The organism is Dokdonella sp., from assembly GCF_039926425.1.
In the GTDB taxonomy this organism is placed as follows: domain Bacteria; phylum Pseudomonadota; class Gammaproteobacteria; order Xanthomonadales; family Rhodanobacteraceae; genus Dokdonella_A.
In genome coordinates this window covers 1-5,737 of the sequence record NZ_JBDSWZ010000252.1, presented here as the reverse complement: position 1 = coordinate 5,737, position 5,737 = coordinate 1, and the positions used below count along the sequence as shown (strand labels likewise).

Sequence of the window (5,737 nt, the reverse complement as noted above, 5' to 3'; positions counted from 1 at the left end):
CATCGCGAGCACGTTGGTCGCCCGACGACTCGCGTTTCAGGGTCGCGTTGCGGTTCCGCGCAGGCGTTGCAGGATCTCGCTGCGTGCTTCACGCAGGATCGAGTCACGGTCGAGGCTGTCGACGATTTCGGTCACGACGCGTTTGGGTCCTTTGTCACCCCAGGACTTGCCGCCGACGAGATATTTCTCCGCCGCGCGTCCGACCAGTTCGGTCGCATACCAGGCGAGCGCGCCTTGCGCGCCGGCGGTCACGACCGTGGACAGTCCCGCGCTGAGTCCTTTGAGCGCGGATGCGACCAGCTGCACACCCCAGATCGCGCCCATCAGCGCAGCGAGCTGGGCCGAGATGACCGCGATCAGCGAGCCGGCTTCGCTTTTCGTCAGCGGTAATCCATACACGCGCCCGAGATGCATGACGAGTGCAGCGTCGAGCGCGCCCGCGGCGAGCAGATCGGCGACTGGTATCGGGTTGAGCGCAACCGCGAGACTCTTGGCGATGCAGTATTGGCGGATCAGCGTCGCGGCCAGTTCGCTGCGCGCTTGCGCGATCCGAACGCCGACCTGATCGGACAATCGCCCGGCGAACAGACTCGCGTTGAGCGCCGCCAGTGTCTTTCCCTCACGTTCGACCACCGCGGTGAGGCGTTCGCGCAGACGGTCGAGATCCGGCATGCGCTCGACCAGTTCGGCCACTTCCGTGCCATCGGCATCCACACGCACGCGCTTGAGCGGTGAGGGCTGTGCGCTGATCGCGACCACGTCCTCGGGTCGCACGATGCCTGCTGCATGCTCGCGCAGCCGTTCGAGCAGGCGTGTTGCTTCCTCGTCGCCGTAGCGATCGACCTTGTTGAGCGCCAGCAGCAGCGGGCGTTCGGTTCGCGCAAGCAAATGCAATGCATCACGCTCGCGCATGGTCATGTCGCCATCCACGACGAATACGACCAGATCGCAGACGCCCGCGACGTCGTAGGCGAGCTTCTCGCGCGCTTCGCCATCGAGTTCGTCGATACCCGGCGTGTCGATCAGGTGCACGCCGCTGCCTGCGACCTCGCGCCAGCTGCGCTGCGTCGCCTGCGTGGTCGTTCCATGCAGCACGCCGACCGCGAACACGTCCTCACCGAGCAGCGCATTGGCGAGCGCCGACTTGCCAACGCTGACGCGGCCGAACACCGCGATATGCAATTCACCGCGTTCGAGTTTGCCTAGCATCGCTTCGAGCCGTGCGAAGTCGGAAGCGAGTCCGCTGCGGATCGCTGCAGGAATCTGTGGATCGTCAAGCAGTGTGCGAAGGCTTTCGATCGCGTGGGAGTTGTGCGCATCGCCGCGTGCCTGCGATGCCACGCTGTTCGGCACTTCCTCGCGCGACGGCGCGAAGCGTTCGCGCAGGCGCTGCCAGATCGAGCCGGAATTGTTCACGCGATGGGGAGGCGCTTGCGCATATCGATCCTCTGCGCGGAGCGGCTTCAGCCGCGATGCCTTTTCTGCCAAGGCATCAAGAAAAAAGCATCGCGGCTGAAGCGCTCCTACAGGGCTGTCATTTTATTTTGCGGTGAGGACGAGGTGCCCATGCACAGTGACGTCGGCACCGACGTCGCTCCAGTCGCTGCCGGCACCGAGCCCGAAGTCGGCGCGCTTCAGCACGGTGTCGACATCGAGTGTCGCCGCGCTGCCGTTTTCGACGAACTTGACGTTGAGCGTGACCGGCTTCGTCTGTCCGTGCAGCGTGAGACTGCCCTTTGCTTCGACTCCGCCATCGGCCGACCTGGCAAACGACCCGGTGACGAAATGCGCCTTCGGCGATTTTTTCACGTCGAAGAAGTCACTGCCTTTGAGCGAATCGTCGCGATCGCCATTGCCGGTGCCGGCGGTGGCGAGATCGACACTCACGTCGAACTTCGACGCCGACAGGTTTGCAACGTCGTACACAATGGTGGCGTCGAACGATTTGAAAGTGCCGTCAAAGGCCTCATTCTGGTAGCTGCCCTTGAAGGTCAGCGCACTCTTCGTGGAGTCGACCTGCCAGTCGCGTGCGAACGCTGCGGCCGGCAGAAGCAGCGATGCGAGAACGAGGATGCGCAGCATGGAGAACTCCTTCGGGAACGGGAAAGTGTTGTGTCAGCCGATGCGATCGACCGACGTACGCCGGCCGGGCAGCATACGGCGCAGCACGTCATCGCGGTTGAAGAAATGATGAACGAGCGCGGCGGCGGCGTGACCCGCGGCGACCAGGAACAGGCTCCAGAAGAGCCACTCGTGCGCATTCTCGGCGAAGGCCTTGATTGCGTCGTCCTTGCCGCCGGTGAGGCTTGGAATCTGCACGACGTTCCACCAGAACAACGGCCGCAGCGATGACGCCGAATCGAACAGCCAGCCTGACAGCGGAACCGCGAACAGCAATGTGTACAGCAACGCATGTCCGATGCGCGCACCGACGACCTGCGAGCGGGGCATCGACGCCGGTTCCTGCGGACGCCGGTCGAACGCGCGCCACAGCAGTCGCAGGATCGCGAACAGCAGGATCGTGAGGCCGAGCGATTTGTGGAAGGTGAAGAGCGGAATCACGTTTGGTTTCTTCGGCAGATTGACCATGATCAGGCCGAGCGTTCCCTGCACAAGCAGCAGCAGGACCACTGTCCAGTGGAAGAATTTGGCCAGGCTGCCCCAGTGCGCAACGCCGCTTTTCAGTGTCATCTCAAGGTTCCCGGTGATTGGAAGCATTCGCCGCGGCATCGTCGCTGATGCCTTCGATTTCGAGACGCAGGTCGACGGGTGCGCCGACCACCTCCTTGAAGCGCTCCATGCCGAACGCGAAACGGTCGAGTGTTGCGCTGGCGGAAAATCCGGCCTTTTTCTTGAACAGATAGGGATCGTTGGCGATCCGGTTGAGCGTGAATGCGACGTCGACTGCTTTCGCAACGCCGTGGAAGGTGAGTGTTCCATGGATCACACCGTGGTTCGCATCGGTCTGCTCGACACGGTCGCTGACGAAATGCGCGGTCGGCCAGCGTTGTGCATCGAGGAACTGGCCGGACTTCACGGTGTCGCTCCATTTTCCATCCCCCATGTCGGCCGACGCGAGATCGACGACGACATCGACATGGCTGGCGCTCCAGTCCTTCGGATCGAACCGGAACCAGCCCTCCTTGACGCGCAGTCGGCCGAGTGGATGCGAAAACTTCTGGTGGTCCGCGCTGAACCAGATCTGCGTATGGACAGGGTCGAAGCGGTACGTATCGGACGATGCGAGTGCCGGTAACGCAGTGAACATCGCGGCAATCGCGACCATGAGCGTGACCGCGGAGACGGCCAAGCGTTCGGAAGCGCGCGGCGGCGGCGGGCGCGAGAGAGTTCGTGCGTTTCGTTCGATCGACATGACGACAGCTTGGCAAAAACCCCGGAACGGCGCCAGCGTCGTGCGGTGAACGGTGTTTCCGCGCCGCATCACGGATCGGCGCTGCTGCGCGCTGCATCGAGGGCGAGTCGCGCGACGCGTTCGAGCCGTTCGCGCGCGGGTGCGGCCAGCAATGCCTGCACGCGGGTCGCGACGTCCGCAGCGTCGAGCGTTGCGCGCTCGGCCAGCGTTTCGGCGAGCGCGTGGCCAAGGCTGTCGAACACGAGTCCGTACGCGACTGCGTGCAGCATGCCGCCGCCAAGCGTCCCAAGTCCCGGAAAGGCCTTCATCGCGTTGCCGACGATCGCAAGGACGAGCGCGGTGGTGTTGCGCACCGTCAGGCCAACGCGCGACAGCAGTGCCTCGACGTCGAGTTCGCGCACAGGAACGCCGTGGATGCGCGCGAGTTCGCGCACCAGGGCGGTGCCGAGCGCGCCCTGGATCAGGATGTCGCTGCCCGGCGCAACGGCGGCCATTGCACCGACGATGGCGCGGCGCGTGTATTTCGCAACGGTCTCCGTCGATTCGCGCGCCGCAGTTGCGCGCGCCAGTTCGTCACCGCGTCGGCCGACTTCTGCCAGCAGACCTGCCTCGCGACCGGGTTCGAGTCCGTCGTGACCTGCGGCCGTTGTCTGCGCAAGAGCGTTGACCAGCATGCCGATCGCAGGCGTGCGTTCGCGTTCGACGCGCTCGCGGCGTCCGTCGGGCAGAGTGCGCTCGTACCGTTCGCTTCCGCCCGCGCTGATCGGCACGATTGCGCGCACCATTGCGCCGTACTGGTGTTCGAATTTCTGCAGCACTGCCGCCCGATCTGTCTCGTCGTACTGGTCTGCCTTGTTGAGCGCGAGCACGATCGGCTTGCGGAATCCTGCGAGCCAAGCCAGTTCGGAGTGCTGCGCGCGCGTCAAGTCGGTCGCAGCAAGATAGATCACCGCGTGCGCTCGCAACGCCTCGTCACGCGCGAGCTGCTCGTGGACGATGCCATCCACTTCGCCGCTGCCCGGCACGTCGGCAAGGATCAGTTCGCGCCCATCGGGCAGTCGTCCGCGATGATGGGCGACCTGGCGCGTGGTTCCTCCACGGACATCGATCATGGGTTCGGCTTCCGGCGCCAGCGCGCGGATCAAGCTCGACTTGCCGGTCGAGATTTCGCCGAACAGCGCAACGTATACATCGCCGCTCAGGCGTCTGCGGTCCAGTTCGCTCAGCTCGGCTTCGAGCGCCGCGGTCTCGACGCGACGTTCGCGCAAGTGGTCAATGCGCGTGTCGATGTCGGCGCGGGACACCGGAGTCGTCGCGATCGGCGAGCTCTTGCGCGTCGGACGCGCGAGTCGCCAAAGCAACCAGCCGACGGTGCCGAATGCGCACGCGAGAACCACGATCAGGGGCAGCCGCAACCAGAGAGGCATCGCGGCGACATGCTGGTAGAAATCGAGGAGGCTGTTGAGCGTCGCCACCAGCAACCCGAGGAGCAACGCGGCGCCCAGCGCGAGAGCACCCAGGAAGATCAGGCGGAGCGGAAGTCGGGGGGAGGGCATCGGCTGATTCTAGCGGCAGCGGTTGTGCGGCGAGGTGTGAGGTTCGCTCCACACGCCGTGTACAGCGATCAAGTACGACGGCGTCTTTGATCGTCACCGGGGTCGTGCGCGTGGCGCCTGTTTCGCGAGTGGGAGGAACGTTGTGGAGGATCTGATCGCAAGACGTCGCGCGGTCGGCCCGCGGACCGCGGCAAACCGACCGTTCGCGCGTCGAACGTGACGCCGTTGACGCCGTGTTGGCGTTACGTGTAATGTTACTTGTAACGATGAGTGCCGACCGCTCCGACGCAGTTTCCAATTCCGCCCGCAGCCAGCGCGCGTTTCGCGAGCGCATGCGTGAGAGGGGTCTCGTCCCGCGCCAGGTGTTCATCCGTCCTGATCATCGGGAGATTCTCGCCACTCTCGAACTCGCGCTGCGCGAGGCCGTTCTGCCCGACCGTTACCGCCATCTGGAGGCGTATTCCGCCATGACCCAAGCCTGGACCACCATTGCCCTGCATGAAGCGCTCGCCGAACATGTCGAACGCGAACACCTGCCGTTCGAGCTCAGCCTGCAGCGCGGCAGCGATCCGACCATCGCGATCGCGTTGCCGGAGCATGGCGATCTGATCATCCATCTGATGGCATCCGGCGAGCAGCTGTTCGCGTCGACACCGCTCTGCCTGGGCTCTCAGGTCGCCGATCGCGCCGCATTCAATGATGCGTGCCTGCGCCTCAATCCGCTCAATCCGCTGTCCAACATCGGGCTGCAGGCATTCGACGGCGAGGATGTGTATGTCGTGTTCGGCGAATTGTCGACACGCTCGCC

The 5,737-nt window shown here is 64.5% G+C and carries 6 protein-coding genes; 1 reads left to right on the top strand and 5 read right to left on the bottom strand.

The window, feature by feature from the left end; translation table 11 throughout:
• Positions 1-36: 36 nt before the first annotated feature.
• The 5 genes from ABIV12_RS14630 to ABIV12_RS14610 all read right to left on the bottom strand — a co-directional run bounded on the left by ABIV12_RS14630 (position 37) and on the right by ABIV12_RS14610 (position 4,929).
• On the bottom strand, positions 37-1,353 hold the full coding sequence (locus ABIV12_RS14630; protein ID WP_348060600.1) for a GTP-binding protein: 1,317 nt from the start codon (positions 1,351-1,353) through the stop codon (positions 37-39).
• Positions 1,354-1,539: 186 nt separating this feature from the next.
• The gene (locus ABIV12_RS14625) at positions 1,540-2,082 is read right to left on the bottom strand and encodes a YceI family protein (RefSeq protein WP_348060598.1); all 543 of its coding nucleotides are present in this window, start codon (positions 2,080-2,082) and stop codon (positions 1,540-1,542) included.
• A 33-nt stretch (positions 2,083-2,115) separates the two neighbouring features.
• Positions 2,116-2,691, bottom strand: a complete 576-nt coding sequence (locus tag ABIV12_RS14620; protein ID WP_348060596.1) for a cytochrome b — start codon at positions 2,689-2,691, stop codon at positions 2,116-2,118.
• Position 2,692: 1 nt separating this feature from the next.
• Positions 2,693-3,373, bottom strand: coding sequence for a YceI family protein (locus ABIV12_RS14615; RefSeq protein WP_348060594.1), 681 nt, complete (start codon positions 3,371-3,373; stop codon positions 2,693-2,695).
• 68 nt (positions 3,374-3,441) lie between these two features.
• On the bottom strand, positions 3,442-4,929 hold the full coding sequence (locus tag ABIV12_RS14610) for a GTPase domain-containing protein (RefSeq protein ID WP_348060592.1): 1,488 nt from the start codon (positions 4,927-4,929) through the stop codon (positions 3,442-3,444).
• Between the two features lie 266 nt (positions 4,930-5,195).
• Here ABIV12_RS14610 and ABIV12_RS14605 point away from each other — a divergent pair.
• Positions 5,196-5,737: DUF2170 family protein (locus tag ABIV12_RS14605; protein ID WP_348060590.1), on the top strand; the 542-nt coding region annotated here is incomplete at its 3' end.